The organism is Burkholderia sp. JPY481 (assembly GCF_038900515.1).
In the GTDB taxonomy this organism is placed as follows: domain Bacteria; phylum Pseudomonadota; class Gammaproteobacteria; order Burkholderiales; family Burkholderiaceae; genus Paraburkholderia; species Paraburkholderia youngii.
In genome coordinates this window covers 1-255 of sequence record NZ_JAYMRT010000206.1, presented here as the reverse complement: position 1 = coordinate 255, position 255 = coordinate 1, and the positions used below count along the sequence as shown (strand labels likewise).

At 63.9% G+C, this 255-nt stretch carries 1 pseudogene; it reads right to left on the bottom strand.

The window, feature by feature from the left end:
* Positions 1-255: pseudogene (locus VSR82_RS40360) on the bottom strand (ABC transporter ATP-binding protein); the annotation flags it as partial.

The window sequence follows — 255 nt, the reverse complement described above, 5'->3', positions numbered from 1 at the left end:
CATACGACAGGTTGCGCGACGTGTAGTCCGCGTATTGCGTGATGCCGACGTAGTCGAGCAGTTCGAGCGCGCGCTCCTTGATTTCGCGCTCTTCCTTGCGTTCGGCCGGCGTCTGGAACACCGCGCCGAGCAGACCGTGCTTGGTGCGCACATGACGGCCGACCATCACGTTTTCGAGCGCGGTCATGCCGCCGAACAGGCGAATGTTCTGGAACGTGCGCGCGATGCCCGCCTTCGCGACCTGATAGACCGCGG